We start from the raw sequence: 25,478 nt of genomic DNA on the forward strand, positions 1-25,478 counted from the left end.
GCCGTTTTGCCTGCATTTCCAGAAAAATTCTACATTTCCCCTGCCGCTGAGCATTTATAATGATCAACGTAACATGACAAAAACCTAATCTGGAGTTTACTTATGCGTTGGCAAGGGCGTCGGGAAAGTGACAATGTTGAGGATCGTCGCGGGCAGTCTTCAGGTCTGGGTGGCGGTGGTGGCGGTTTCCGTGTGCCTCGCGGCAAAGGCGGTATCGTCATTTTAGTGGTGGTGCTGGTGGCCGGTTATTACGGTGTCGATCTTTCGCCGTTGCTCAATGGCGGTGACGTGGGCCCGCAAACTCAACAACAGAGTGCCAGCATCAGTCCAAAAGACGATGAGCTGGCCAAGTTTACCTCGGTGGTGCTGGCCTCTACCGAAGATAACTGGAAAGACGTTTTCCAACGTATGGGGAAAACCTACCAGCCGCCTAAACTGGTCATGTATCGCGGCGTAACGCGCACCAGTTGTGGTACGGGCCAGGCGGCAATGGGGCCGTTTTATTGCCCGGGTGACAAAACCGTGTATATCGATTTGTCGTTCTATCAGGATATGAAAACTAAACTGGGTGCCGGCGGTGACTTTGCGCAGGCCTATGTGGTGGCGCATGAAGTCGGCCACCATGTACAAAACCTGCTGGGCATTGAAGCAAAAGTACGTCAGATGCAGCAGGGCGCCAGCCAGGCGGAAGTGAATCGCCTGTCGGTGAAGATGGAACTGCAGGCGGACTGTTTTGCCGGTGTCTGGGGCAAATATGCCGAGAAGCAACAGATGTTGGAAGAGGGTGATTTGCAGTCGGCGTTGAACGCCGCACAGGCGATTGGCGATGATCGTTTGCAGCAGCAGGGGCAAGGACGTGTTGTACCGGACAGTTTCACCCACGGTACCTCACAGCAGCGTTATACCTGGTTTAAGCAGGGTTTTGACAGCGGCGATCCTAACACCTGCAACACCTTCGCATCACGTTAACATGCTATGCCGGAGCCTGACTCCGGCATTTTTTTAAGTCTGAGTATCAGGCTATGTCCCACCTGTGGACGTGGCACCGTCGTAAATAAGGGACACCGCCTTGTTACAGGCAATGCAGCAACGTATGCAGCAGCAGGGCATCAGGCGCCTGCTGGTGCTCAGTGGCGAACCGCAATGGTGCCGCCAGCAGGCGCAACACCTGGCAGCGACGCTACCGGGTGACTGGCCGTGGGTGGGGGAAAACCCGCCCGCGGGCGTGCAGGCGTTGGCGAGTAGCGCGGTGAAAACGCTGTTGGGCCAAGAGAGGTTGCACGCGACCTTTGACGCAACAGCCGGTTTGGATGTTGAAGCGCTGGCAGCATTAGCCGGTACGTTACGTGCCGGCAGCTGGTTACTGTTATTGACGCCATCCTGGCGACAGTGGCATCAGCAGCCGGATCATGACAGCCTGCGCTGGAGCGATTGCCCACAACCGATCACGACCCCAAACTTTATTCATCATCTGCAACAGCACTTGGTGTCAGACACTGAGGTAACGGTCTGGCGACAGGAAGAGGCGCTGGCACTGGCCCCCTTGCCGTCACGCCCGGACTGGCATGCCCCGAATGGTCGCCCTACCACGGAACAACAAAGGTTGCTGACGCAATTGTTGGGCGCCGAATCAGGCATTTGGGTACTGACGGCGGCACGTGGGCGCGGTAAATCAACGGTGGCGGGCATGCTGGTGGCGAATACGCCACTCACCTGTTGGATTACCGGGCCGAGCCGTGCTGCCACCGAAGTCGCCGGTGAATGGGCGCAGGGCCGTGCTCAATTTTGGGCGCCGGACGCGCTGCTGGCCCATTGCCGTGAACATGATGTCAGCGACGTAGGTTGGTTGCTGGTGGATGAAGCGGCGGCGATCCCCGGACCGTTATTGCAACGCCTGGTGAGCCATTTCCCCCGCGTTTTGCTGACCACCACGGTTCAGGGTTATGAAGGCACCGGCCGTGGTTTTTTACTGAAGTTTTGTGCTGGGCTTCCTGCGTTTCAGCCATTGGGGCTGGAACAGCCGATGCGTTGGGCTCGCGGTGATGCGTTGGAGCGCGTAATAGATAACGCGTTACTGTTCACCGAGCAATCCCCCTGGCAGGCCTCAGGTGAGGCGGTCAGTATCAGCAGTGCCGAACAACGCGGGTTGTGTGCCGAGCCCCAACGGCTGGCACGTTTTTATGCCTTATTGAGCAGTGCCCACTATCGCACCTCGCCGCTCGATTTACGGCGGCTGATGGATGCCCCCGGCATGCATTTCGGCATGGCGCAGGTGGAGGACAACGTCGTCGGTGCACTGTGGCTGGTAGAGGAAGGCGGATTGAGCGCCGAGCTGGCCCATGACGTCTGGGCGGGGCGACGGCGGCCACGCGGCAATCTGGTGGCACAATCGCTGGCGGCGCATGGCGGCCAGTGGTGGGCGCCGACGTTGCGTTCACGGCGTATTACCCGCATTGCGGTGTTACCTGCATTACGCCAGCAGGGCATTGCTCGCCGCATGATAGCGGAGCAACGCCAGCAAGCGCAGGGGCTGGATTACCTTTCGGTCAGTTTTGGTTACACCGAGCCGCTGTGGCGATTTTGGCAATCCTGTGGTTTTGAGCTGGTACGCATCGGTAGCAAAACCGAGGCCAGCAGCGGTTGCTACACCGCCATGGCGATCCTGCCGTTGACCGAACAGGGTGAAGCGCTGCAACATGCGGCCCATAAGCATCTTGCACGTGATTGGCGCTGGTTGCAGCCACGTATCAATCTGCAACTGGAGATCACCGGTGATGATGGCGATACACAACTGGGTGAGGACGACTGGCGCGAGCTGGCCGGGTTTGCTTTCGCCCACCGGCCACTCGAGGCCAGTCTGGGCGCGCTACAGCGTTTATTGTTAGCCAGCACCTTACCGCTGCCTGCTTTGCGTCTGCATTTGCAGCAACAAGCAACGCCAATAGCCTGCGTGGTACAGCTGGGTTGCAGCGGACAGAAAGCCTTGTTGCGTCGTTGGCGGCAAGAGGCGGGTTTGGCCCTCGAACAGCTTGATGCACAGCACTGCCTGCGTTGGCACGACTGGTCTCAATCGTTGGAATAAATTGAAGATGTTACTCAATAAAACCCGATTTTCCTGATTCCTCAGCGGCGTATAGTAGCTGGCAGAAACCCGGACATTGGGTACTGGGCAGAATCTGATGAATGAAGGAGTCACCGATGAAACATGAGCATTTCGTTGTCCAAAGCCCGGCAACCCCGGCTGCGCAGCTGATCCTGCTGTTTCACGGTGTCGGCGACACCCCGGTCGCGATGGGTGAGATTGGCAGTTACTTCGCCAAGGATTTTCCGCAGGCGTTGGTGGTGAGCATCGGCGGCCCTTTCCCCTTCGGGAACGGCAGTGGTCGCCAGTGGTTTTCGGTACAGGGTGTGACGGAAGATAACCGCGCCGAGCGCATCGCAGACGTCATGCCGCAGTTTGTCGAAACCGTACGTTACTGGCAGAAACACAGTGGCGTGAATGATGCGGGCACCGCGCTGATAGGTTTTTCTCAAGGATCAATCATGGCGCTGGAAGCCTTGAAGGTAGAACCCAAACTTGCCGGCCGCGTGGTGGCTTTCAGTGGGCGTTTTGCCAGCTTGCCGGAGCAGGCATTGGGTGAGAGCGTGGTGCATTTGATCCACGGTGAACAAGATGCGGTAATTGCAGTGCAGCACGCCAGGGCGGCGGCAGAACGGCTGCAGGCCAAGGGCGTCGACGTCACGTTGGATGTCGTGGATGACGTTGGGCATGCCATTAATCAGGCGATGATGAATAGCGCCCTCGAACGACTGCACTATTACGTGCCACAACGTTACTGGGAAGAGGCTTTGTTTGGTAAGCGGGGCGATTTAATCGCCTTCAAGTAAACGTCAGGGCGCATTACGCGCCCTGATATCATTTTTTCTTCGGCCAATCGTCTTCATCATCCCACTCGGCGTTGTTATCGCGGTGAGGGGGGAGTTCCGGCTTATCGGCCAGATAGCGTTTGACGTCAACGCGACGTAGCTCTTTGATCCCACTGATGATCATCCCGACGAGAATCAGCAAGATTATCCACCAATAGTCAGCTAACCATTCCATATTTACTCCTTTCCTTCAGTGCGTATAAAGCGCGAAAATATCGATGGCAGATGCTCTTCAAGCCATGCTGCACCGGCAATGTCCTTATCTTTCCAGGCTGCCAGCAACAGTGCTGGTGTCAGCAAATGTTCGGCCTCGCGCGCCAGTGGGCGGTAGCTCAAATGCCAAGGCTCCACCGCCACGCCGTCACCCTCTTCGGTGAACGGACGGTAAAAGCCAAATTCGGCCATATGATCCGTCATCCACTGGTTGAGTGGATAAAAGTAGCCGCCTTGTTCGTATTCCCAGGGTTCCAGTTGCAACTTCTGCCCAGCGGGCAACAGAGAGGGATCGTAAACGTCCAGATCGCTGCCCCAATGATGGCGGCTGGCGCCCGGTAAAGCCGACCAGCGTAAGATCGCCTCGCAACGTTCTGCCGCGGACAGCGGCGTGATGTCGATAGGCCGACTGTCCTTATCTAATACTGGCCGCTCGCCGCAGAATTTGCCATTCCAGATCGCCTGTTGCCGTTCAAAATCACGAAATGTGCTGGCGGGCTGTAGACTAAACCCGGCTTCGAGCGCCGCCTGTTGCATGGCAAGGAACGCCGCGACCGCTGCGGGTTGCAGGCGGTGGTGACCGCTAAGCGGCGCCAGGTGGTCAGTCGAGCGCCCAGTCAGCATTTCTGGCGTGATCATGCGACTAATTGCTCCATGATGCGTTGATACATGCGACTCAGTAATTGTAGGTCAGCCGCGTGTACACATTCGTTAACTTTATGGATAGTCGCATTGACTGGCCCCAACTCAACCACCTGCGCGCCCATTTGGGCGATAAAGCGGCCGTCGGAGGTTCCGCCAGTGGTCAGCAATTGCGGTGTCAGTTCGGAATAGTGTTCGACGGCATTCACCACCGCGTCTACCAACGCCCCGCGCGCGGTCAGGAAAGGGTGACCCGACAGACGCCATTCGATGCTGTAGTTCAGCTGATGGCGTTCGAGCAACTCCTCTACGCGTTGTTTGATCGTGGCGTCAGTCGATTCGGTGCTGAAACGGAAGTTGAACTGGACGAACATCTCGCCCGGGATCACGTTGTTGCTGCCCGTGCCGGCCTGCACGTTGGCGATCTGCATACTGGTTGGCGGGAAGAATTCATTGCCGTGGTCCCACTCAATGGCCACCAGTTCATTAAGCGCCGGCATGGCACGATGTACTGGGTTATCCGCCAGGTGCGGGTAGGCGACGTGGCCCTGAATGCCGTGAATGTGCAGGTTAGCGGTGATTGAGCCGCGGCGGCCGTTTTTCACCACGTCGCCGACGCGTTCGGTGCTGGACGGCTCGCCAACCAGGCAGTAATCAAGACGCTCGTTGCGTGCCATCAGGGCTTCTACCACTTTCACCGTGCCGTGCGTAGCGCTGGCCTCTTCATCAGAGGTGATCAGGAATGCCAGACGCCCCTGATGGTGCGGGTTAGCCGCGACAAAGCGTTCGGCCGCCACTACCATGGCCGCCAGTGAACCTTTCATGTCCGCCGCGCCGCGGCCATACAGCATACCGTCGCGGATGGTCGGTTCAAATGGCGGGTTGTCCCAGCGTTTTTCGTCGCCGGTCGGCACCACGTCAGTGTGGCCGGCAAACGCCAGGGTTTGCCCCTCGCCACGCCAGGCCCAGAAATTCAGGGTGTCGCCGAAAGGCATGGGCTCAACGGTAAAACCGATGGCTTCGAGACGTTCAATCATTAGCGCCTGGCAGCCTTCGTCATGTGGGCTGAGAGAAGGGCGTTTGATCAGCTGTTGGGCCAGTTCGATCACCGGGCAAATCATGCTGCCACCTCGGAAATAAATTGCTGATAACCCTCGGCGTTGAAGCCGAGCAGAGCATGACCTTTGCCGTCGACCAGCAACGGACGCTTGATGATGGCCGGTTGGGACAGCATCAGCGCGATGGCTGCATCGGGATTGTCGCAGGCGTTACGCTGCGCTTCGTCCAGTTTGCGCCAGGTGGTGCCGCGGGTATTCAGCAGCGGCTCCCAGCCCAAAATATCGACAAAATCACGCAGCTGCTGTTCGTCCAGCCCGTCTGCGCGGTAGTCGTGAAATTGATAAGCCACACCCTGTTCTTCCAGCCAGCGGCGCGCTTTTTTGATGGTGTCACAATTTTTGATGCCGTACATGGTTAACGTCATGGAGTAAGAACCTTCTCTGCAACCCAACACCGGCGCGTGTGGCCGGTGGTAAACCGCCGGTGGCGGTGAAATGAAAGCCAGCGACCAGAATGCCGAAAAATGGCGGGGAGTTCCACCGTCCAATGGTCTGAAAGGCGAGGAAAAGCTGAAAAAACACCGGCCGAATTTACCGCGGCGGATTATTTGCTAATCTCAATGTGGTACCCAGTCTGCCTGCACAAGAAGAAAAGCATGGATAAATATCGTATCGACATCACCGAAAGCGCGATTGATGAAATACACGCGCTGATCGCTGAGGGTTTGAATCAGTACAACGATGAGATCACGGGTAGCAACGACCGACGCCCGCTGGCCGTGGTGGTGAGAGATTCCGTGAGCGGAGCGGTGTTGGGTGGGATCACCGGACGTTCATCACTGGGCATGCTGTTTTTAGATCTGTTTTATCTGCCAAAATCGCTGAGAGGTTCGGGGCTGGGCAGCGAACTGCTGCGTCGTTTTGAACGGGAAGGGCGGAGCAGGGGATGTGTTTCTGCGGTGTTATACACCCTCAGTTTCCAGGCACCGAAATTTTATGAGCTGAATGGCTGGACGCGCTTTGGTGAAGTGCCCTGCCTGCCGGCGGGCACCCGTCGTATCTTTATGATGAAGGCGCTGTAGTTTTTCCGGTCAAGGCTATGGTCTGAGCTGCCGCAATTGATAACCCAGACTTTTTTTCACCATCGGCCATTCGTGGTCGATGAGGGAGAAAACCCCGTTGCATTCACTTTTTGTCCTGGTCCTTGGACCAATGCTTCATCTCTTCGTCGATAAAGTAAGTGACGAGATCGCGATACAGTTTTTCTATCACTTCCGGGCTCAAACCTTGTTCTTCGGCCCAGACGCGTCTTTGCAACAGCATGGCGTCAAAGCGCTCTTTGGCGCGCACCGCATCGGGACTGCTCTTGAATTTTGCCGCTGCCTTTACGTAGTCGAAACGTTTGGCGATCAGTGTGATGATGTTTTCATCCATCATATCTATTTCTGCGCGAATATCGTTCATATCCGCACACTCTTGCGGAAGCAGACGGTTCTCAATGTTCATTGAGGTGTTCCCTTAAGGTTAGTTCAACGCAGGTAGCCATTCTGTTGCAGGCGTTCCAATGACGCGCTGTCGGCATAAACCATGCCGGTGGTCAGCTCACGGAAGTGGTATTTTTTGTAGAAATCCAGCTTGTCGGGCACCGAGTAGATAAACACCTTTCCGAGCGGTGCCAAATCCTGCATCACCCGATCCATCAATAGCCGCCCCCATCCCCGTCCCTGAACGTCAGGATGGAGAGCCACATCGGCCAGATAGGCAACGGAGGTCATATCACTTATCGCATGTGCGGTGGCGACCAACCTGCCATCGTAGTAGCCCCAATAGCAAAATTGGCTGTGCTGATAAACCCGTTGCAGGACTTGCGGGTCTCGTTGGCCCAATCCCGCAGCGTGCAAGAGTTCAGCTAACTGCTGCCAGTCGACGCCATAACGGTTTGGGTCGGTGACTATCTCCATATCGACCTCGCTTAGCCAATGCGATCCAGATCGGCGGCATATTGGCGGATTGCCCGTTGGTAACTGCTGATATCGCTGTATGAAGACGTTTCCGCCAGCAACAGCAACAGGTCTGCTACAGCCTGTTTGGTTTCACCCAGGTTGTACAGCGTCATGGCGCGGAACAGGGTCAATTCTTTCGCCTGCGGGAATTCGGCGAGTCCGTCGTCGAAGGTCGTCAGCGATTGCTGATACAGCCCAAGCGCGCGATAGGTGCTGCCCAGGCCAAGCCAGGCTTCTTGCCGTTGCTTTGGCGGCAACCCGTGCGCCAGCGCCGAGAGATAACAAGGAATGGCCTGCTGCTCAAGCCCTTGTACGTCATACAGACATGCCAGTTGGTAGTGCAGGGTGGCTTCTTCCGGCTTTTGCAAAAGTTGTTGTTTCGCAAGTTCGGTGGCTTCTTGGTAACGGCCCAATTCTTTCAATTGTTCGATGGTCAGCGTAGGGGACATGACATGGCCTCAGAGACGTGGGGGTTTTTTGATACCTTTGGCACGCTACTACGGAAGAATTCATCACACAAGGAATATAGGCGTTGGCATAAAATCGGCCCCGTTATCCGGGGCCGTTTATGGAGAAAGACGATCAGAACTCGTGTTTTAGCGTCAGCATGACGTTGCGCGGATCGCCATAGTTACGGGTGCTGTAGAAATTAGCCTGCGAGTAATATTTCTGATCGAAAACGTTGTTCAGGTTAAGTTGCACCGAGGTTTGTGGCGTCAGTTTGTAACGTGCCATCGCATCGACCAGAACATAAGATCCTTGCTCGGCTTTACGCTGGACCATTTCGCCGTTTTTGGCCCCGTCAACGTTGGCATAAATGCGACTCTGCCAGCGTGCGCCCCCGCCCAGAGTCAGGTCGCGTAAGGCGCCAGTCAGTTGGTAGGTGGTGAACAGGTTGATGTGGGTGCGCGGCTGCTCGGTGTTGAGATTAACGTTATCTTTGTCTTTCAGCGTGAAGTGCGTAATGCCTAGCTGTGCATTCCAGCCTTGCGCCAGTTCACCGTTCAGTTCGAACTCGAACCCTTTGCTGGTCGCCCCTTGGCTCTCATGATAGGTCTGCTGTAACCAATCCAGATTACTCGTGTCTTCATCCTGCACGCCCAGGTTGTCCTGCGTGATGCGGAAGGCAGACAGCGACAGATTGAGTCGGTCATTGAGCAGCGCGGCTTTGATGCCCACTTCCTTATTTACCCCTTCAATCGGGGCCAGGTAATGGCCGCTGCTGTCGAGATAGGTCTGATCCTTAAATATATTGGTGTAGCTGGCATAGGCAGATACCTGATCGGTCAGCTTATACACCGTGCCAGCGAATGGCGTCACTTTGTTTGCCGTGGTGGTGGTGGTGTTTTTGAAGCTGTTGAAGCGGGCACCGAGTACCAGATCCAAGCGTTCCGTAACGGAGAAGTCAGCACTGCTATAAATCCCGATTTGGCGCGTCCGGTAATCCATTTGCGGCATTTTGTCCGACCACTCGGGTTCACCCAGACCGCCGTTCCAATCACGCAGGCTGCCGCTAAATAGCCGGGAGGTGCTGGCGCTGCGATAGGTGCTGTAGCTGTGTTGCCAGGCTGAGGAACTGCTTACCACAAAGGTGTGGTTACGGCCCAACAGGGTGAAGTCACCGTTCAGCTTCATGTCTATCGCATGCTGATCGCGGTAGCCTTCATAGCGCCCGGCATACGGGCTTGAGGGTTTTACCGCCCAGGTATCGGGAGCGATCAGCCCGCCGAGACTCATTGCCATTTTGGCATCGAAGGCCTGGCGACTGTGGGTGTAGTTCGCTACGCCTTTCCAGTTGTTGTCGAACTGGTGTTCCAACGTGGCGAACTGAGTACTCAGCGTGGTATCCCAACTTGACCAGTCAGATGCCCCACTGTAGTGACGATCCCAGTTGATTTCGCTACCGTCGCTGAACCAGCCGGTTGGCAAGGCACCGCCCCAGGTTGAGGCTTTAGGCCGGTTTTGCTGATAATCCGCACCCAGTCGCAGCAATGTTTCGCTGGTCAGATCGGCTTCCAGCGTGCCGTAAATCACCCCCTTGCGTTCCTGATGCCGTTCCATATAAGAATGGCTGCGGTCGGCAGCGGCCGCGACGCGTACCCTGACGGTACCTTCATCATTGAGCGGTGTACCGGCATCTATCGTCGTGCGGTAGTGATCCCAAGAGCCGGCAGAAAGCTCGGCGCGGGCAAAAGGAGAAAGGCTGGAGGCTTTCTTTCTGACCAAATTGATGGCCGCACCCGGATTACCGACACCGTTTAACAAACCGGCGGCACCTCTGACGATTTCGACGTGATCCAGCGTGATCGAATCAATTTCAGATTCACCGCCGGAATAACCGGAATCAAAGAAGGTGGGAACACCGTCATATTGATAGTTATCGACGCTGAAACCGCGGTAATTGAACGAGGAGCGTTCGCTATCGTAATTGCTTTCACTGACGCCCGTTGACCAGCGCAGAATATCCTTTAGCGAATACGCATTGATATCATCAATCTGTTGACGAGTGATGACCGAAACCGACTGTGGCGTATCCTTGATGCTTAGCGGCAGGCCGGTTGCGGTGCTCATTTGGTGGGTGGTATAGGAACCGGTATTTTCGGTACTGCCGTCATCGCTAAACGGCGAAGCCACCACCTCCAGAGTTTCTTCTTTCTGCGGCCGGGAAGTCTGCTCGTTGCCTGCGGCCTGTGCAATCATGACCGGTAGGCACAGCAATGCACCGCCGGAAAGGCGAATCATAAAACTAGCCATTTCCTGCCTCACAGTCCGCCGAGGTTAATCTTGAGCAGGTAATCCTGCTTTTTCTCCATCTCTTCCTTGGACTGCTTGATGCTGGCGAACAACTGCTGACCGTCGGAAGAGAGCGCCAGGCTGTTAGGCAATGCGCGGGTCGTGATGCTGTTTTTCACCCGGTAGCTGTTGCTGTCGACGATGCTGATGCGTTTGGCTTCGCGGTGGGTGATGTAAAGCTCGCTGCGTATCGGGTTAAATAACACCGCCAGCGCGTTGATCACGTCAATCTGGTGCAGGATTTTGCCGCTGTCGATATCAACAACCAGCACGTTTGGCAGGTCTGGATCGGTGATGAAGGCGCGCCCCGTTTTAGTATCGAGGCCGATGTTGAGGAAGAAGTGTTTTTTACTCGGTTCAACCACGACGCGTTTAAGGATCTTATGGCTGGTGGTATCCAGCGTAATCAGTTCGCCGCTGCCGTTGACGCAATAAAGATGGCCGCGTTCAGTATCCAGCGCAATGCCAGTTGGGTATTCACCCATGTTGCTCAGCGTCGCAATTTTTTCCCGCTTGGCGGTATCGATGATCCACAGCACGCCTTTCTGTGACGTGCCGGAGACATACAATCGCTGATTTTTCTTATCCAGCACCATTTCGCGTGTCGGTGTGAATTGGTCTTCTTTCATACTTTCGCTGAGCTCAATGGTGGCGAGTTCTTTGCCACTCCGGGTATCGATAACCGTGACCGAGCCGTCGACGGTGTTACCGATGTACAACAGGTGGCGTTGCTCATCGAGGGCGGTGGCGAAGGCGCGACGCTGGGTGGCGATATTGGCGTCGGTTGCCAGCGTGGACGGATTGACTTTAAAGACAATACCGCCGTTTTTTTCTTTGGCGAAGGAGGGCGTAGAGGCGGCAAACAGGGTGTTGCTGGTGCCATCAAAAGCCAGTTCATACAGGCCATGCCCGATAGGCTGGGTTTGGAATTGGCTCTCGGGAAGGTCAGCGGCCAGCGTTGAACAAGACAGCAGCAGCACGGCGGAAGCCAGTGCGCTGAGGGAGAAACCTTTACCTGAAGCGGATAGGTGCATCTTCATATACATTCCTTTACATTAACTTAGAATGCGCGAATGCTAATGATATTGATAATTAATATCAATATCATTTATTGAGTGGTGTAAGAGTGAGTTTGTTACTCATTGAAAAAAATGGGATTTATTTCTGGCTGTCACATTATTGTTCGACACTTTTTTGTAATGCGATGATTTTTGTTGAGATGTGATGTGAGAGGATTTTCTACTTTGTATGCCAGTAACCTGTGAAAGACTGTAAATAAAAGTACAGCCAACAATGGTTAATGGGGTGATGCTTTTTGGATTGGCAAGGCTAAGCGCCAGGGTATTAAACCCAAGTCGGCGTGCCCAGATGCTGTCGGTTTAGATCTTTTATGCCGTGGGATTGACGGATTGATACCGGAAGGGAATAGCCAAGATTCGCCAGCGATCGGATAAGTACGAAAATGTGCACTACCCCCGGTTTTCGCGGGCGGCATCGTTCCCGAACCTCTTCACTTGCTCAAAAAACAGGCGTAGAATCCGCTTCGTCTATTAATTGAGGTTGTAAATTATTATGGTTGATCGTGAGTTGGGAAACTGGAAAGACTTCATCGATGAGATGTTAGGTAACTGACACTGCGGTGAGGTTGATAACAAGGTTGGTTTATTTGTCAGACATTGAAGCACCTTGGGAACGGAATACACGTTCGAGATAAAGCAGCATCGGTTTCCCGACGCTGCTTTTTTATGCCTGTTATTCCCCTTGGTCTTGCGTTTTGGCGGCTATCGCGTGCTTGCCGGGGAAGCGGCGGCGCACCAACACAAAGAACAAGGGCACGAAGAAGATCGCCAGCAGGGTCGCGGAAATCATGCCGCCCATGACCCCGGTACCTACCGCATGTTGGCTGCCAGAGCCTGCGCCGCTGCTGATGGTCATTGGCAGTACGCCGAAGATAAAGGCCAGCGAGGTCATCAAAATCGGCCTCAGACGCATGCGTGAGGCCTCCAGCGTGGCCGACATCAAATCCTGGCCTTTATGGTTCAACTCATTGGCGAATTCGACGATCAAAATGGCGTTTTTCGCCGAGAGCCCAATAATGGTGAGCATCCCCACCTGGAAGTAAACGTCATTCTCCAGCCCGCGCAGCCAGGTGGCCGCGACGGCACCAATCACCCCGAGCGGTACCACCAGCATCACCGAGAATGGGATTGACCAACTCTCATACAGCGCCGCCAGGCAGAGGAATACCACCAGCAGGGAAATCGCGTACAGTGCGGGTGCTTGTGAACCGGACAGACGTTCCTGATAGGACATAGCGGTCCACTCCAGGCCGAAGCCGGTCGGCAACTGGCTGACAAGTTTTTCCATTTCGGCCATTGCAGTACCGCTGCTGACACCTTCTGCCGCCTCGCCAACAATCTCCAATGCAGAGCTGCCGTTATAGCGTTCCAGGCGCGGAGAACCATATTCCCAATGGGACGTGGCGAAGGCCGAGAACGGCACCATGCCACCTGATTTGTTGCGAACGAACCATTTATCAATATCGCCAGGCAGCATACGGAACGGGGCCGCGGCCTGCACATAGACTTTTTTCACCCGCCCACGGTCGACGAAGTCGTTCACATAGGTTGAGCCCCAGGCCGTTGACAGGGTGTTATTGATGTCATCGATGGAAACGCCCAGTGTCTGTGCCTTGCGTTGGTCAATATCGATTTGCAGCTGTGGGCTGTCGTCCAGGCCATTGTGGCGGACTCGGGACAGCAGCGGGTTGGCGCTGGCCAGTTGCAACAGCTGGTCACGTGCCGCCATCAGTTTGGTGTGGCCCAGCCCGGCGTGATCTTCGAGTTCCATATCGAAACCGGAGGAGTTACCCAGACCGGTGATTGCCGGTGGGCTGCTGGCGATCACTCGCGCCTCATTAATCTTGTTAAAGGCTTTGGTGGCGCGATTGATGATGTCGAAAGAGCTATTGGCCCCCGAGGTGCGCAGATCCCAGTCTTTCAAACGAATAAACATACGTGCCACGTTCTGCCCATTACCGCCTGGCCCCGCTCCAATGGTGGAGAAGACCGACAGCACGTCCTCTTTTTCTTGGGTCAGGAAGTATTGTTCAACTTTTTCCACCACCTTGGTGGTTTGCTGCAATGTGGAGCCTGGCGGTAACTGTACCTGCACGGTAAACACGCCGCGGTCTTCTTGCGGGAGGAACGAGGTTGGCAGCTTGATAAACAGAAACGCCATACCGCCGAGCAGCAGCAGGTAAATTGCCATATAGCGCACGCTGAAGTGCAACACGCGCGCCACGCCACGCTCGTAGCGTGCGGCATTGCGGTTGAACATCCGGTTGAACCAACCGAAAAACCCGCGTTTGCCATGATGGTGGCCTTTGGCGATAGGTTTGAGCAGTGTGGCGCACAGGGCAGGGGTCAGAATCATCGCCACCAGTACAGATAACACCATGGCGGAAACGATGGTGATCGAGAACTGGCGATAAATTGCGCCCGTCGTACCGCCGAAGAACGCCATCGGGATAAACACCGCCGACAGTACCATCGCGATGCCGACCAAGGCGCTCTGAATTTGCCCCATGGATTTTCGTGTGGCTTCACGGGGGGGCAGGCCCTCTTCGCTCATCACGCGTTCGACGTTTTCCACCACCACGATGGCATCATCCACCAACAGCCCGATCGCCAGCACCATGGCGAACATTGTCAGGGTATTGATACTGAATCCACAGGCGGAAAGAATGGCGAAGGTACCCATGAGCACCACGGGGACCGCGATAGTCGGGATCAGCGTGGCCCGGAAATTTTGCAGGAACAGGTACATGACCAGGAACACCAGCAAAATGGCTTCCAGCAGCGTTTTCACCACATCCTTGATCGAGGCTTTCACGAACGGGGTGGTTTCATAGGCGACTTTGGCCTCCAGCCCGTGCGGGAAATACTGCGACAGCTCGGCGATTTTGTCTTTCACCAACTGGTCGGTTTGCAGTTCGTTGGCGCCGGAGGCCAGCTTGATGTTCATACCGGCAGCCTGCAGACCGTTATAGCGACTGAGGAAGTTGTAGTTTTCGCCACCGAGTTCGATGGTGGACACATCACCGAGTGTGACCACCGAACCGTCCTGATTGACCCTCAGGGTGATTTTGCGGAACTGTTCCGGTGTCTGTAACTGGGACTGTGCGTTAATGGTGGCGTTAAGCGCCTGTTTATCGACGGACGGTGTGCCCCCTAACTGACCGACCGCCACCTGCGCATTCTGGGACTGAATCGCCGTGACGACGTCCTGGGTGGTGAGCTGATAGCTGTTGAGCTTGTTCGGATCGAGCCAGATACGCATGGCGTATTGCGAACCGTAAACGTCCATGCTGCCCACGCCGTTGATGCGGCTTAGCGGGTCCTGCAGGTTGGAGACGATGTAATCGGCAATGTCCTGTTTGTCCATGCTGCCGTCGGTAGAGACGAAGGCCACCATCATCAACGTGGTGTCGCCGGATTTTGATACCGTCACGCCTTGGGTTTGTACGGCTTGCGGCAGGCGCTTGATGGCCGCCTGCAGCTGGTTTTGCACCTGTTGCATCGCTTCGTTGGGATCGGTGCCGGCTTCAAAGGTCAGTGTCACGGTGGCCTGCCCGGTATTGGTACTCTGCGACGACATATACATCATGTTGTCCAGGCCGGTCATATTTTGTTCAATGATCTGGGTGACGGTGTTTTCCAGCGTTTGCGCAGAGGCACCAGGGTAAGTGGCGCTAATGCGAACGTTCGGCGGCGCGAGGTTCGGATACTGTTCCACAGGTAATGAAAAAATCGCCAAAACGCCCGTCAGGCAAAGAATAATTGCCAGAACCCAGGCGAAAATCGGGCGATCAATAAAAAAATTAGCCATGCAGCGCGAACCTCGTTATGACTTGTTCTATCTTTAAGACGCATCGGCGTTGCGTTTCTCAGCGGCTGGGAAGGATTCCGGCGCTTATGCACTTTACTCGGGAAGGGGGAGTAAAGCGTGGAGAAAAAAAGGAGATAATGTAAATAACGGTAGTAGAAACCTGCAAGGACAGCGCTATTGTTGTTAAAACGGTCATTAAGACAATTTTATGACTATCAAGGGCCTGACCGAACAGTGTCCCCGAAAAATAATCAGGACTCATATTTAAGCAGGAGCTTGGCATGGAAATTAACCCGGTATTTGCCCGTCGTCTTTATCTGTGCTGGTTGATCAGCCACAGCGAACGGCCAAACGTCCCACGTCTGATGGAATTGACGGGGTGGCCGCGCCGTACCCTGCAAGACGTGTTGAAAGCCTTGCCAGGCTTGGGGGTCGAATTGCAATTTGTTCAGCAGGGTGTACGTAACAATGACGGTTTTTACCAGTTGGAAAACTGGGGGCCGATCAACAAGGGCTGGGTTCACCAGCATCATCAGGCGCTGCTTGCCGCCATCGAATAAAGGTTCCCCGGCGTGCCGGGGACGTCTTATTGACTCTTGTGCTCCAGATACATCACTGTCGCCGCCACGCGTGAACGCACATCCAGTTTGCGCAGCATGTTGCGGATATGCACCTTCACCGTCTCTTCAGAAATGTGCAATTGTGCAGCCACCTGCTTATTGGACATCCCGCGTGCGACTTCTTGTAATACGTCCAGCTCGCGTTCTGTCAGTTCGGCAAAGGGATCGTGCTGTTCGCTGCGGGACAACAGATAATCGGCCACCGCGTCGCTAATCACATTTTGGCCTTCCGCTGCGGCGCGAATGTGTTCCAGCAACTGTTCTGGTTCACTGTCTTTCAGCAGATAGCCGTCGGCACCGGCGTCGATCAGCGCATAAACATCGTTGCGTGAGTCGGAAACCGTCAGCACGATGATGCGTGCATCTACACTCTCATTGCGCAGTGCTTTCAGCGTGTCCAGGCCGGACAACCCTTTCATGTTCAGATCCAGCAGGATCACATCCGGTGTTTGTTGCAACGCAAACGTAATGGCTTCGTTGCCGTTGCTGGCTTCGGCGACTACCGTAAACAGCGGATCCAGCCCCAGCAGCTGTTTGATGCCCCGGCGCATCAGTGGGTGGTCGTCGACGATCATCACTCGGTAATTCTTCATCACCATGAAATATGCTCCCTGTAGCGAGTAAAGCCACTCAAACGTGCCGTGCAGCACGCTTCACAGTGGGACAGCCTCTTATAAAGTAGTGGTAATTGGCGCCACAAACATCCTTAAATGACCGTTAGACTTCGCTAAACCGTAACGAAGGGTGAACAGTCCTGATTTTATGGCGGGAATGTCAGCTGGACTTCCGTGCCCTCTGGCTCACCTCGCTGGATGCGCAGCGTTCCTCCCAGTCGCGCAGCGCGCTCGCTCATGATGGTCAGGCCATAGTGACCTTCTGGTTCACTCAGGCTGGCGATACCGCAACCGTCATCTGCAATGCTAATCCTGTTGTCACCCTCGGCCGTCACGCCACAGCGAATCACGATCTCCCGTGCATCGGCATGTTTGATCGCGTTGAGTACCGCTTCGCGTACAATTTGCAACGCATGCACTTGCTGTTGGGCATTAAGCGCCTGGGAAGAAAGCCGACAGTGTAACTGAATCCGCGCGTCGGTAAGAACCTTTAATGGCGCCAGTAACTGGTCCAGTGCGGTATTTAAATCGGCTTCCTGAATGTTCAGGCGGAAGGTGGTCAGCAGCTCGCGCAATTGGCGATAGGCGTCAGCCAGCGCCTGATCGAAGTCATTGATAATCTCATGGGCATCCGGGGCTGTGCCCGCCAACGTTCGTTTGAGCAGCGTGAGTTGAATACGCAAAAACGACAGGGCTTGCGCGAGAGAATCGTGCAACTCGCGGGCGATAGTGGCACGTTCTTCCATCAACAAAAACTGCATGTGCTGTTTCTGCGCGCGGTTAAAATACACTCCGCGGCTCAGCATGTTGGCGACACTCTGCATCAAATGCGGGTGAGGGGGATGATCCTGATGTTGCCAACTCAGTTCGCCCAACGGTTTGTCGCCCTGGGTGATGATCAGCGTTTGCCAGTCCAGCGTCGTTGAGGGTGAGCCGCTATGCAGTTGCCATTCACTGAGGTTGTCCGCCACTTTTAGCTTGATGCAGTGCAGCTGTTCACTTTGACGCACGATGTGCAGGATTTGCTCAAAGGCCTGCTGATCTATTTGCCGTACGCTCAGCGCTTGCGAACAGTTGTACAGCACCTCCAGCGTTTTGTTCGCTTGCTGCAGGCGCTGGGTTTTCTCCTGCACTTTATGCTCGAGCGATCGATACAGCTTGGCCAGATCGCCAGACATGGCGGTAAAGGATTGTGAGAGTACCCCGAGTTCATTGGGCAGTTCAGTGTCCAGCGGCGGGTAATTAAAATCCCGTTGTTGTACGCGCTGGCTGGCTTCCACCAGGTGCTTAAGCGGTGTGACGACCTGGCGTCGCATAAAGCGGATACAAAACAGCACCAAACCAATGATAGCGATATACCCCACCACGCTGATAGCGGCCACGATGGTCAGTTTCAGTTCGGAATAACGCTGTAGCGCCAGCACAAAATGGTCAATCTGATTCACATAGCCGGCGATGTTGGCCTGATAGTCTGCCGCTTGGCCAGCCTGGATCTGCTGCGCAAGCGGTTGCCAGGCGTGTTGCAGAGACTGGTATTTTTCACGGACATCCGCAGGTACGTAAAAACGATCCAACTTTTGCAATACCGGGGCTTGCAGAGACTCTTGGTATTGCCGCAGATGCTGATTCTGTTCCGGGGCCTGTTGGGTAAGGTCGTACGCCAGTCGGTAGCTTTGCATACGCAGTGAGCCGGCAATGTTGACCGCTTCGGCGTCACGCAGGCTGTCAGCGACGGTAGTCAACGCCAAGCCAGTGGAGAGCACGGACAAAATGACAATGCAAAACAGCGCCTTGGCCAGGCTGCTGGTCACTGAACGTTTAACAAGCAATCATGCATCCTTTTCTCGCGTGCGATGGACATTGTGGAGTTTCATTCGAAAGCAAAATTATAACTTTTGCAACTAAAATGCGCGTGTCTCGCATTAAGTTGCCTGTCATGTCACCCATCAATAGACGTTATATAATCAAGTAAATAGCGACTGATTGGGAATAGTGTGGCTAAAAGCGCAGAGCACCCGGTAATAGATTGATCTGGCGCAAACTCCCCCCGCATTTACCCCTTTAGGGTGATTATATACCCCCCGCGCTCCTTTTATCTTACCCCCGTCTTTCTCAAGGTTTATGTCTGTCATTTTTCACGTCATGGCGGCAACTGAACGTTCCTTGGCAACGGCAACAATAACAATACAAAAAACAGGTTCTATACCCTGCAGCTTGAAAGATGACGGGGATATTTACACGCGGTGGCGTGTTTGCAATGTCGAGGAAAAACAGCATGACCGTATTGTCACGACGCAAACTGCTTGGTGGACAATGGCGTCAGCCAACCGCTGCGATTCGCCCCCCGTGGTCGCGGCAAGAATCCCTTTTTATTGCGGGTTGCACCCGTTGTCAGGCCTGTGTTCAACACTGTGAAACGGGCGTCCTTATCGTCGGTAGCGGCGGCTTTCCTGAAGTGAATTTCCAGCGTGCAGAATGTACGTTTTGCGGGCTTTGCGCGCAGGCGTGCACGGAGCCGTTATTTCGCCCATTAACGGAAACGCCCTGGCAGCAACATGCGGTGTTCGCTAGCGCTTGCCTGGCGCAACAGGGCGTGGAATGCCGCAGTTGCCAGGATAGCTGTGAACCCCAAGCCATAGCGTTCCGACCTCGTCTGGGCGAGATGGCGCGACCGATGCTGGATGTAGCGGCCTGCAACGGTTGCGGGGCTTGTGTTGCCGGCTGCCCGGCCGGCGCTGTCACCTTAACCCGGAGCGAAAATAATGATGAATAACGAATGGCACGTCAGCGGGCTGGTGGTGCAGGCTCGACCGGAAAAAATACCACGTCTGACGTCGGCCTTACTGGCAATAACGGACACGGAAATCCCGGCGCAGGATCAGGAGCACGGCAAATTGGTGGTCATCATGCAGGCCGCCTGTTCACATGCGCTGCTGGAAAAAATTGAGTCGGTACGCAATCTGGACGGCGTGCTGGCGGTATCGCTGGTTTATCACCAGCAGGACACTCAAGGTGAGGTAACGCCATGAAACTCAGTCGTCGAGACTTCATGAAAGCCAATGCTGCAGTCGCGGCTGCGGCAGCTGCCGGGTTGACTATTCCCACGGTAGCACAGGCGGTAGCAAGCAGTGCTGACGCCATTAAATGGGACAAGGCGCCCTGTCGTTTTTGCGGTACCGGCTGCGGTGTGCTGGTCGGGACCCAAAATGGTCGCATTGTTGCCTCACAAGGGGATCCCGACGCAGCGGTCAACCGTGGGCTGAGCTGTATCAAGGGCTATTTCCTGCCAAAAATCATGTACGGCAAAGACCGTTTAACTCAGCCTCTGCTGCGCATGAAAGACGGTCAATATCATAAAGAAGGCGAGTTCACCCCTGTCAGCTGGCAGCAGGCTTTCGACGTCATGGCCGATAAGTTCAAGCAGGCATTGAAAGAGAAAGGGCCTGAGGCGGTCGGCATGTTCGGCTCCGGCCAGTGGACAGTATGGGAAGGCTATGCCGCAGCCAAATTGTTCAAAGCCGGGCTGCGTTCCAATAACCTGGATCCGAACGCACGTCACTGTATGGCGTCAGCGGTGGTCGGCTTTATGCGCACCTTCGGCATGGACGAACCTATGGGCTGCTACGACGATATCGAGCAGGCTGACGCCTTCGTGTTGTGGGGCTCCAACATGGCGGAGATGCACCCGATCCTGTGGTCACGCATCACCGATCGCCGTCTGAGCGACGAACACGTCAACGTGTCGGTGTTGTCTACCTTTGAGCATCGCAGCTTTGAACTGGCGGATAACGGCATGGTGTTCACGCCGCAGACCGATTTGGCGATCATGAATTACATCGCCAATTACATTATTCAAAACAACGCAGTGGATCAGGACTTCCTGAATCGGCACGTCAATTTCCGCCGTGGGGCGACGGATATCGGCTACGGCCTGCGTCCGACGGACCCACTGGAAAAGGCGGCGAAAAACCCGGGCAGCGATGCTTCAGAACCGATGAGCTTCGAAGAGTATAAAACGTTCGTGGCGGACTACACGCTGGAAAAAACAGCGAAAATGAGCGGCGTACCGGAAGACCAACTGGAAGCGTTGGCGAAGCTGTATGCCGATCCCAACATCAAGGTCGTGTCTTACTGGACCATGGGCTTCAACCAGCATACCCGTGGCGTATGGGCTAATAACCTGTGCTACAACCTGCACCTGCTAACCGGCAAGATTTCCAAACCGGGCTGTGGCCCGTTCTCACTGACCGGCCAACCCTCTGCCTGCGGCACCGCGCGTGAAGTGGGCACGTTTGCTCACCGCTTACCGGCCGACATGGTGGTCACTAACGAAAAGCACCGTCAGACAGCTGAACAGAAATGGCAACTGCCGGCGGGCACCATACCGGCAAAAGTCGGTTTGCATGCGGTGGCACAGGACCGTGCACTGAAAGACGGCAAGCTGAATGCTTACTGGGTGATGTGTAATAACAACATGCAGGCCGGCCCCAACATCAATCAAGACAGGATGCCGGGCTGGCGTGATGCCCGTAACTTTGTGGTGGTATCCGATCCTTATCCAACCGTCAGCGCATTGGCTGCCGATTTGATCCTGCCGACAGCCATGTGGGTAGAGAAAGAGGGGGCTTACGGCAATGCGGAGCGCCGCACCCAGTTCTGGCGCCAGCAGGTGAAAGCGCCGGGTGAGGCCAAATCCGATCTGTGGCAGTTGGTGGAGTTCTCCAAGCGTTTTACGGTGGAGGACGTGTGGCCGGCCGACCTGCTGGCACAGAAACCGGAGTATCGCGGTAAAACGCTGTATGACGTGCTGTTCGCTAACGGCGAGGTCAATAAATACCCGTTAACGGAAATTCCGGCAGACCAGTTAAACGATGAAGCGCGTGACGTCGGTTTTTACCTGCAAAAAGGCTTGTTTGAAGAGTATGCCGGTTTTGGCCGTGGTCACGGCCATGATCTGGCGCCGTTCGACAGTTACCATCAGGCGCGCGGCCTGCGTTGGCCCGTGGTGGAGGGCAAAGAGACGCTGTGGCGCTACCGCGAAGGCACCGATCCTTACGTGAAAACCGGAGACGCGGTGCGTTTCTACGGTAAACCGGACGGCAAGGCCGTGATCTTTGCGCTGCCATTTGAACCGGCGGCAGAGAGCCCGGATAGCGAATACGATCTGTGGTTATCCACGGGGCGTGTGTTGGAGCATTGGCATACCGGCTCAATGACGAGACGGGTCCCCGAACTGCACCGTGCTTTCCCGCAGGCGGTACTGTTCATTCATCCCCTGGATGCAAAAAGCCGCAATTTGCGTCGGGGAGACAAGGTCAAGGTGAAGTCACGCCGTGGCGAACTGATCAGCACGGTCGAAACCCGTGGCCGTAACCGTCCACCGAAGGGGCTGGTCTATATGCCGTTTTTTGACGCTGCGCAGTTGGTGAACAACCTGACGCTGGATGCCACCGATCCGCTCTCGAAAGAAGTCGATTTCAAGAAATGCGCGGTGAAGTTGGAGAAGGCGTGATGACGACCCTATTTTATTACCCAGGAGCCAAATAAAAATGAAAAGCCCTGTTGTGAAAAAGACGCTTGCCCTGTGGGTGACCCTATTGTCGCTGGCGTTCGCCGGCCTGGCGTTTGCCGCCGGTGATGTCGATCTCAGTCAGTCACCGGAAGTGTCCGCCACCGTGGGTGGGCCAATTTCAATGCCGAAACAGCAGGAACGGATGGCACTGAACTATGTCAATCAGCCGCCGATGATCCCGCATAGCGTGGAGGGGTATCAGATCAGCAAGAATACCAACCGTTGCCTGCAGTGCCACGGAGTAGAGCATTACCGCACTACCGGTGCCCCGCGTATCAGCCCGACGCACTTTATGGATCGAGACGGCAAAGTATTGAGTGACGTCGCGCCGCGTCGCTATTTCTGCTTGCAGTGTCACGTACCGCAAACCGACGCGGCGCCTATTGTCGGCAATGATTTCCAACCCATGCCGGGCTTTGGGCATTAAGCGGGGAAGATATGAGCGAACGCAAACATACGACGACTGAAAAAAAGCCCGGGTTGTTACTGCGGCTATGGCGCTGGTGGCGCAGACCAAGCCGCCTGGCGCTGGGTACGCTGCTGCTGTTGGGTTTTGGCGCCGGGATTATCTTCTGGGGTGGTTTTAATACCGGCATGGAAGCGGCGAATACCGAGCAGTTTTGCATCGGCTGTCATGAAATGCGGGAAAACGTCTATGAGGAGTACATGGGGACGGTGCATTACAACAACCGCAGCGGTGTGCGTGCGACCTGCCCGGATTGTCACGTGCCGCATGAGTGGGCGCCCAAAATGCTGCGCAAGCTGAAAGCCAGCAAGGAGTTGTATGCCAAGGCATTCGGCTTGATCGACACGCCACAGAAATTTGACCAGCATCGGTTGGCGATGGCGAGTAACGAATGGGCGCGAATGAAGGCCAACGATTCGCAAGAATGCCGTAACTGCCATAATTTTGAATTTATGGACTTCACCGCGCAAAAAACGGTAGCGGCAAAGATGCACGACAAAGCGATCACCGAGGGGAAAACCTGTATCGATTGTCACAAAGGCATCGCCCACAAGCTGCCGGATATGCGCGACGTCCCTAACGGGTTCTAACGCAGGTAGCCGTAAAAACCCCGTCGCTCTGCATGAGCCGCGGGGTTTTTTGTTGCAAATCCGTTGTCACTTCGGGGCTTAATCGCGGTATCATTTTTGCGTTTCAGCTAACGGAAAAGAAGAAGGGTTCATGTCCGCGAAAATTGAGAATGTGAAGAAAGAGCTGTTATCAGATAACTGGTATGTGCTGCACAAATATACTTTTGATTTGAAGCGTAAGGATGGCGGTTCCGTTCAGCAGATGCGTGAAGTTTACGATCGTGGCAATGGCGCAACCATTTTGTTGTACAACCGTGCCAAGGGTACCGTAGTGCTGACGAATCAGTTCCGTATGCCGACCTACGTGAACGGTAACGAGAGCGGCATGCTGCTGGAAGCCTGTGCAGGCTTGCTGGATGCTGACTCGCCGGAGCAATGTGCGCGCCGTGAAGCCGTGGAGGAAACCGGTTTTCAGGTTGGCGACGTGAAGAAGATTTTCGAAGCCTATATGTCCCCGGGCGGCGTGACGGAGATCGTGCATTTCTTTATTGCTGAATACCATGACAACGAACGCAACACGTCCGGTGGCGGTATCGAAGACGAAGATATTGAAGTGGTGGAGTTGCCGTTCACCGACGCGGTGGCGATGATTGCCGATGGGCGGATTAAAGACGGCAAGACCATTATGTTATTGCAGTACCTGCAAATTCACCGAATCATGGATTAAAAAAATCAGCATCGCCGTCATGTTTGTCAGCGCGCGTTTTTTATAGCGCTAGTGAAGCTTTCGGTCGATAAAGGTCAGAGGCTTTGTTCCTGCGCTCAGCGTCTTCAAGGGCGATGAACCCCGAGCTCGTATCAGCTCCATCACCGTTGTTCAAAATACAACGCCAAGAAAAAGCCCGGCAATGTGCCGGGCTTAGGGTCACGCGACAGGGCAGGGCTTATTTCAGCAGTGCCTGCGCCTTGGCCACCACGTTTTCCACGGTGAAACCGAACTCTTTGAACAGCTGTTCTGCCGGCGCCGACTCACCAAAGGTGGTCATGCCCACGATAGCGCCGTTCAGGCCCACGTACTTGTACCAGTAATCCGCAATACCCGCTTCTACCGCCACGCGCGCAGTCACTGCGGCCGGCAGCACGGATTCACGGTACGCCGCGTCCTGCTTGTCGAACGCGTCGGTGGACGGCATGGAGACCACGCGCACCTTACGGCCCGCTGCGGTCAGCTGGTCTGCCGCGTCTACGGTGATGCCCACTTCCGAACCGGTGGCAATCAGGATGACGTCCGGGGTACCGGCGCAGTCCTTCAGCACATAGCCGCCGCGGTATACGTTGGCCAGTTGCTCCGCGGTACGTGGCTGCTGGGTCAGGTTCTGACGGGAGAAAATCAGCGTGGTCGGGCCGTCCTGACGTTCGATACCGTACTGCCACGCCACCGCCGATTCCACCTGGTCACACGGACGCCAGGTGCTCATGTTCGGGGTCACGCGCAGGCTGGCCATTTGCTCAACCGGCTGGTGCGTCGGGCCATCTTCGCCCAGACCGATGGAGTCATGGGTGTAGACGAACACGTTGCGGATTTTCATCAGCGCCGCCATACGCACCGCATTACGGGCGTATTCCACGAACATCAGGAAGGTCGCCGAGTACGGCAGGAAGCCGCCGTGCAGCGCGATACCGTTGGTGATGGCGGTCATGCCGAACTCGCGCACGCCGTAGTGGATGTAGTTACCCGCCAGGTCTTCGTTGAGGGGCTTGGAGCCGGACCACATGGTCAGGTTGCTCGGTGCCAGGTCAGCGGAGCCGCCGAGGAATTCAGGCAGCACCTTGCCGAAGGTTTCCAGCGCGTTCTGCGACGCCTTGCGGCTCGCGATGTTGGCCGGGTTAGCCTGCAGTTTTTCAACAAAGGCTTTGGCTTCGGCTTTCCAGTTGGCCGGCAGCTCACCGTTCACACGGCGTTTGAACTCGGCAGCCAGCTCTGGGAAGGCCTTGGCATAGGCGGCGAAACGGTCGTTCCAGGCCGCTTCTTTGGCCTTGCCGGCTTCTTTGGCGTCCCACTGGGCATAAATGTCCTGCGGGATGTCGAAGGCGGCGTATTTCCAGCCCAG

Annotated in this window: 25 protein-coding genes; 12 read left to right on the forward strand and 13 right to left on the reverse strand. The window is 55.4% G+C overall.

Going from position 1 to position 25,478, the window contains the following annotated elements; all coding sequences use genetic code 11:
• Positions 1-102 precede the first annotated feature (102 nt).
• The 3 genes from ypfJ to ypfH all read left to right on the forward strand — a co-directional run bounded on the left by ypfJ (position 103) and on the right by ypfH (position 3,888).
• Positions 103-969, forward strand: a complete 867-nt coding sequence (ypfJ, locus tag AC2FCQ_RS12360) for a KPN_02809 family neutral zinc metallopeptidase (protein ID WP_209638181.1) — start codon at positions 103-105, stop codon at positions 967-969.
• A 112-nt stretch (positions 970-1,081) separates the two neighbouring features.
• Positions 1,082-3,082, forward strand: a complete 2,001-nt coding sequence (locus AC2FCQ_RS12365; protein WP_490308328.1) for a tRNA(Met) cytidine acetyltransferase TmcA — start codon at positions 1,082-1,084, stop codon at positions 3,080-3,082.
• A 116-nt stretch (positions 3,083-3,198) separates the two neighbouring features.
• Positions 3,199-3,888, forward strand: coding sequence for an esterase (gene ypfH, locus AC2FCQ_RS12370; RefSeq protein ID WP_209638180.1), 690 nt, complete (start codon positions 3,199-3,201; stop codon positions 3,886-3,888).
• Between the two features lie 28 nt (positions 3,889-3,916).
• On the opposite strand, the gene AC2FCQ_RS12375 is transcribed toward ypfH, so the two are convergent.
• Genes AC2FCQ_RS12375 through AC2FCQ_RS12390 form a run of 4 tightly spaced genes read right to left on the reverse strand, consistent with a single transcriptional unit; the run spans position 3,917 to position 6,265 of the window.
• Positions 3,917-4,102, reverse strand: coding sequence for a YpfN family protein (locus AC2FCQ_RS12375; RefSeq protein ID WP_265555436.1), 186 nt, complete (start codon positions 4,100-4,102; stop codon positions 3,917-3,919).
• A 2-nt stretch (positions 4,103-4,104) separates the two neighbouring features.
• Positions 4,105-4,779, reverse strand: a complete 675-nt coding sequence (locus AC2FCQ_RS12380; protein ID WP_490308242.1) for a M15 family metallopeptidase — start codon at positions 4,777-4,779, stop codon at positions 4,105-4,107.
• Positions 4,776-5,903, reverse strand: a complete 1,128-nt coding sequence (gene dapE, locus AC2FCQ_RS12385) for a succinyl-diaminopimelate desuccinylase (protein ID WP_209638173.1) — start codon at positions 5,901-5,903, stop codon at positions 4,776-4,778. The genes AC2FCQ_RS12380 and dapE overlap by 4 nt, the downstream gene beginning before the upstream one ends.
• Positions 5,900-6,265, reverse strand: a complete 366-nt coding sequence (locus tag AC2FCQ_RS12390) for an ArsC family reductase (RefSeq protein ID WP_490308241.1) — start codon at positions 6,263-6,265, stop codon at positions 5,900-5,902. The genes dapE and AC2FCQ_RS12390 overlap by 4 nt, the downstream gene beginning before the upstream one ends.
• Before the next feature lie 231 nt (positions 6,266-6,496).
• On the opposite strand from AC2FCQ_RS12390, the gene AC2FCQ_RS12395 reads away from it, so the two are divergent.
• Positions 6,497-6,922 (forward strand): GNAT family N-acetyltransferase, encoded by a 426-nt coding sequence (locus AC2FCQ_RS12395; protein ID WP_490308240.1) that lies wholly within the window; start codon positions 6,497-6,499, stop codon positions 6,920-6,922.
• A gap of 103 nt (positions 6,923-7,025) precedes the next feature.
• Here AC2FCQ_RS12395 and AC2FCQ_RS12400 read toward each other — a convergent pair whose 3' ends face one another.
• From AC2FCQ_RS12400 to yncE, 5 genes are all read right to left on the reverse strand, one after another.
• Entirely contained in the window at positions 7,026-7,346 is a 321-nt protein-coding gene (locus AC2FCQ_RS12400) for an isochorismate lyase (protein WP_490308239.1), read from the reverse strand.
• A gap of 23 nt (positions 7,347-7,369) precedes the next feature.
• Positions 7,370-7,801 (reverse strand): GNAT family N-acetyltransferase, encoded by a 432-nt coding sequence (locus AC2FCQ_RS12405; protein ID WP_404760763.1) that lies wholly within the window; start codon positions 7,799-7,801, stop codon positions 7,370-7,372.
• Positions 7,802-7,812: 11 nt separating this feature from the next.
• The gene (locus AC2FCQ_RS12410; RefSeq protein ID WP_490308238.1) at positions 7,813-8,292 is read right to left on the reverse strand and encodes a tetratricopeptide repeat protein; all 480 of its coding nucleotides are present in this window, start codon (positions 8,290-8,292) and stop codon (positions 7,813-7,815) included.
• A 133-nt stretch (positions 8,293-8,425) separates the two neighbouring features.
• Positions 8,426-10,597 (reverse strand): TonB-dependent siderophore receptor, encoded by a 2,172-nt coding sequence (locus AC2FCQ_RS12415; RefSeq protein ID WP_490308237.1) that lies wholly within the window; start codon positions 10,595-10,597, stop codon positions 8,426-8,428.
• A gap of 8 nt (positions 10,598-10,605) precedes the next feature.
• Positions 10,606-11,676, reverse strand: a complete 1,071-nt coding sequence (gene yncE, locus AC2FCQ_RS12420) for a 7-bladed beta-propeller protein YncE (protein WP_490308236.1) — start codon at positions 11,674-11,676, stop codon at positions 10,606-10,608.
• Between the two features lie 532 nt (positions 11,677-12,208).
• Here yncE and ypfM point away from each other — a divergent pair.
• Positions 12,209-12,268 (forward strand): protein YpfM, encoded by a 60-nt coding sequence (gene ypfM, locus AC2FCQ_RS12425; RefSeq protein WP_100396732.1) that lies wholly within the window; start codon positions 12,209-12,211, stop codon positions 12,266-12,268.
• A 120-nt stretch (positions 12,269-12,388) separates the two neighbouring features.
• Here the strand turns inward: ypfM and acrD are convergent, their stop codons facing one another.
• On the reverse strand, positions 12,389-15,526 hold the full coding sequence (gene acrD, locus AC2FCQ_RS12430) for a multidrug efflux RND transporter permease AcrD (RefSeq protein ID WP_209638156.1): 3,138 nt from the start codon (positions 15,524-15,526) through the stop codon (positions 12,389-12,391).
• Between the two features lie 281 nt (positions 15,527-15,807).
• On the opposite strand from acrD, the gene AC2FCQ_RS12435 reads away from it, so the two are divergent.
• Positions 15,808-16,086 carry a winged helix-turn-helix domain-containing protein gene (locus AC2FCQ_RS12435; RefSeq protein WP_017893610.1) on the forward strand — a complete coding sequence of 93 codons (279 nt, stop codon included), beginning with the start codon at positions 15,808-15,810 and terminating at the stop codon, positions 16,084-16,086.
• Between the two features lie 26 nt (positions 16,087-16,112).
• On the opposite strand, the gene narL is transcribed toward AC2FCQ_RS12435, so the two are convergent.
• Together narL and narQ are read right to left on the reverse strand one after the other, a co-directional pair.
• Positions 16,113-16,745, reverse strand: coding sequence for a two-component system response regulator NarL (gene narL, locus AC2FCQ_RS12440; RefSeq protein ID WP_209638155.1), 633 nt, complete (start codon positions 16,743-16,745; stop codon positions 16,113-16,115).
• 161 nt (positions 16,746-16,906) lie between these two features.
• Complete coding sequence (gene narQ / locus AC2FCQ_RS12445; protein WP_265555448.1) at positions 16,907-18,589, reverse strand: nitrate/nitrite two-component system sensor histidine kinase NarQ; 1,683 nt, start codon at positions 18,587-18,589, stop codon at positions 16,907-16,909.
• Between the two features lie 446 nt (positions 18,590-19,035).
• Between narQ and napF the strand changes: the two genes are divergently transcribed.
• From napF to nudK, 6 genes are all read left to right on the forward strand, one after another.
• Positions 19,036-19,533: a ferredoxin-type protein NapF gene (gene napF / locus AC2FCQ_RS12450; RefSeq protein ID WP_490308235.1), complete on the forward strand. Its 498-nt coding sequence runs from the start codon at positions 19,036-19,038 to the stop codon at positions 19,531-19,533.
• Entirely contained in the window at positions 19,523-19,789 is a 267-nt protein-coding gene (gene napD, locus AC2FCQ_RS12455; RefSeq protein WP_265555452.1) for a chaperone NapD, read from the forward strand. Before napF ends, napD begins: the two co-directional genes overlap by 11 nt.
• Complete coding sequence (gene napA, locus AC2FCQ_RS12460; RefSeq protein WP_490308234.1) at positions 19,786-22,272, forward strand: nitrate reductase catalytic subunit NapA; 2,487 nt, start codon at positions 19,786-19,788, stop codon at positions 22,270-22,272. The genes napD and napA overlap by 4 nt, the downstream gene beginning before the upstream one ends.
• 37 nt (positions 22,273-22,309) lie before the next feature.
• On the forward strand, positions 22,310-22,759 hold the full coding sequence (napB, locus tag AC2FCQ_RS12465; RefSeq protein WP_209638144.1) for a nitrate reductase cytochrome c-type subunit: 450 nt from the start codon (positions 22,310-22,312) through the stop codon (positions 22,757-22,759).
• Between the two features lie 11 nt (positions 22,760-22,770).
• Positions 22,771-23,388 carry a cytochrome c-type protein NapC gene (gene napC / locus AC2FCQ_RS12470; RefSeq protein WP_209638142.1) on the forward strand — a complete coding sequence of 206 codons (618 nt, stop codon included), beginning with the start codon at positions 22,771-22,773 and terminating at the stop codon, positions 23,386-23,388.
• 130 nt (positions 23,389-23,518) lie between these two features.
• On the forward strand, positions 23,519-24,094 hold the full coding sequence (nudK, locus tag AC2FCQ_RS12475) for a GDP-mannose pyrophosphatase NudK (RefSeq protein ID WP_209638141.1): 576 nt from the start codon (positions 23,519-23,521) through the stop codon (positions 24,092-24,094).
• A 217-nt stretch (positions 24,095-24,311) separates the two neighbouring features.
• Here the strand turns inward: nudK and AC2FCQ_RS12480 are convergent.
• Positions 24,312-25,478, reverse strand: a 1,167-nt coding sequence (locus AC2FCQ_RS12480) for a transketolase-like TK C-terminal-containing protein (protein WP_490647450.1), incomplete at its 5' end; no start/stop codon positions are given.

Source organism: Serratia sp. CoH_134_PS_4 (assembly GCF_058190535.1).